2 protein-coding genes and 1 pseudogene are annotated in these 2,013 nt (G+C 68.7%); 1 reads left to right on the forward strand and 2 read right to left on the reverse strand.

Going from position 1 to position 2,013, the window contains the following annotated elements; translation table 11 throughout:
• Positions 1-448, forward strand: a pseudogene (locus tag AB4Y86_RS17655) (DNA topoisomerase IV subunit B); the annotation flags it as partial.
• 62 nt (positions 449-510) lie between these two features.
• On the opposite strand, the gene AB4Y86_RS17660 reads toward AB4Y86_RS17655, so the two are convergent.
• On the reverse strand, positions 511-1,506 hold the full coding sequence (locus AB4Y86_RS17660) for a M56 family metallopeptidase (RefSeq protein WP_441403459.1): 996 nt from the start codon (positions 1,504-1,506) through the stop codon (positions 511-513).
• Between the two features lie 6 nt (positions 1,507-1,512).
• Positions 1,513-1,899 carry a BlaI/MecI/CopY family transcriptional regulator gene (locus AB4Y86_RS17665; RefSeq protein WP_441403460.1) on the reverse strand — a complete coding sequence of 129 codons (387 nt, stop codon included), beginning with the start codon at positions 1,897-1,899 and terminating at the stop codon, positions 1,513-1,515.
• Positions 1,900-2,013: the final 114 nt, after the last annotated feature.

Raw genomic sequence — 2,013 nt, forward strand, 5'->3', positions numbered from 1 at the left:
CGCCGACGTCGACGGCGCCCACATCCGGACCCTGCTGCTGACGCTGTTCTTCCGCTACATGCGCCCCATGATCGAGGAGGGACGCGTCTTCGCCGCCGTCCCGCCGCTGCACCGGGTGGAGGTCATCAATGCCGGCCAGAAGGCCAACGAGATGATCTACACGTACTCGGAGGCGGAACTGCACGTGCTGCTGGCCCGGCTCGCCAAGGAGGGCAAGCGGTACAAGGAACCGATCCAGCGCTACAAGGGCCTGGGCGAAATGGACGCGGAGCAACTCGCGGAGACCACCATGGATCCGCGGCACCGCACCCTGCGCAAGGTCGGGATGGAGAACGCGAAGCAGGCCGAGGAGACCTTTGACCTGCTGATGGGTTCCGACGTGGCGCCCCGCAAGGACTTCATCATCGCCGGTGCGGCAAACCTGGACCGGGAACGCATCGACGCCTGACCCGCCCGCCGACGGCGCTGACCCGGGGTGGCGCCGGCTGACCCGGGGCGGAGCTGCCGGACTCAGCCGAGCAGGCCGGGGACGATCAGCAGCGCGGTGGGCAGGGCGAGCAGCAGCAGGCAGGCGCCGAGCACCGCGTAGCGCAGCGGTTCAGGCAGCGGCGGACGGGGCGTGAGCAGCCGGCTGACGCGCGAGGCGGTAATCGCCGTCGAACCGGCACCGCCGGTGGCGCCGGGCTGGGCCGCGTCGATGGCTGACGAGCCGTCGCCGAATGCCATCCGGGCCTCGGGGCCGACGGGACTGCCGGCGGCTCCGCTCGCCACGATCGCGATCGCCTTGATCAGGCTGGCCTTGCTTTCGGTCTTGAGTGCGACGTCGTCGGCCAGCATCTCGATCAGCGAGCTGACCGCTTCCTGGGCGAGCCGGGTGGTCGGCAGCCAGGGGAGGGCCTGACGCCAGGCTGCGAACGCCCACAGCAGCAGGTGGTGGCGCTGGCTCAGGTGGGCGTTCTCGTGGATGATGACCGCGCGCAACTCGGCCGGTTGCAGGGCCGCCATCAGGCCGTCCGACAGCACCGTGACCGAACGGGCGCCGCCGGGCAGGCAGTAAGCCACGGGGGAGTCGTGGCTGATGACCATGGTCCTGGGGCCGTCGGCCGAGGGGAAGGCCAGCAGCGCGAGGAGTTCGCGGTGCCGGCGCCGCTGCCGCTGGATCTTGTAGTAGGTGAGCAACAGTGTGAAAACCAGGTGGGCGGTCAACAAGGCCGCGGCGGAGAGCGCGAAGATATGCCAGAATCCCAGCACCGTGGTGGGTTCGTTCCGGAACACCATGCCCGCCAGGGACCGGAGGCCGGCCAAGAGGGTGGCCCCGGCCGGTTCCAAGCCGTAGACCAGCATGGCTCCGATCATGGACAGGCCGCCTGCCAGGGCGATGGCCTGCCAGAGCAGCATGGCCGTGGAAGGAGAGCGGGCCGGCCACTGGGCGCGGGAAAGAAGGATAGGCACCGGCCAGGCCAGTACTATCGCCAGGACCGCCAGAAAATATGAGGTCCAGAACATCCGGCGTTAGCTGTGTTCCAGCAGTTTGCGCAGGGTTTCCGCCTCCGTCGCGGACACGGATCCAATGAAGCGGGCCAGCACGGCCTCGCGGTCGGGGGCGGAGCCGAGCACCTCATGCATCAGTTCCGCGGTGTGGTCCGCGCGGCTGGAGATGGCCTGGTAGCGGTGCGGCCGGGTGCCGCGTTCCCGCTCCACAAGGCCCTTCCGCTCGAGCCGGGAGAGCACGGTCAACACGGTCGTGACGGCCAGGTCTTTGCCCACGTGGCCGGCGGTGCCGCCCTGGGCCCGCGTGCTCTGCGCGAGCAGGTCCCGCAGCGTGTTCGCCGTCGCAGCCTCGTGGCCTGCCCAGAGCAGGTCCATCACTGCCCGTTCCARTTCGCCGAGCGTTGCCATTCCGTACGTCCTTCTTGAGTGCCGCCCGGGCTCGGTTGCCGCCCGGGGAGGTTGCTGGATACTTCAACGTTAAATTTACCGCGTTTTGCGGATAGTTTCTACATGAGGTAGAAC

The organism is Arthrobacter sp. 2YAF22_2, from assembly GCF_052114645.1.
Lineage (GTDB): Bacteria > Actinomycetota > Actinomycetes > Actinomycetales > Micrococcaceae > Arthrobacter.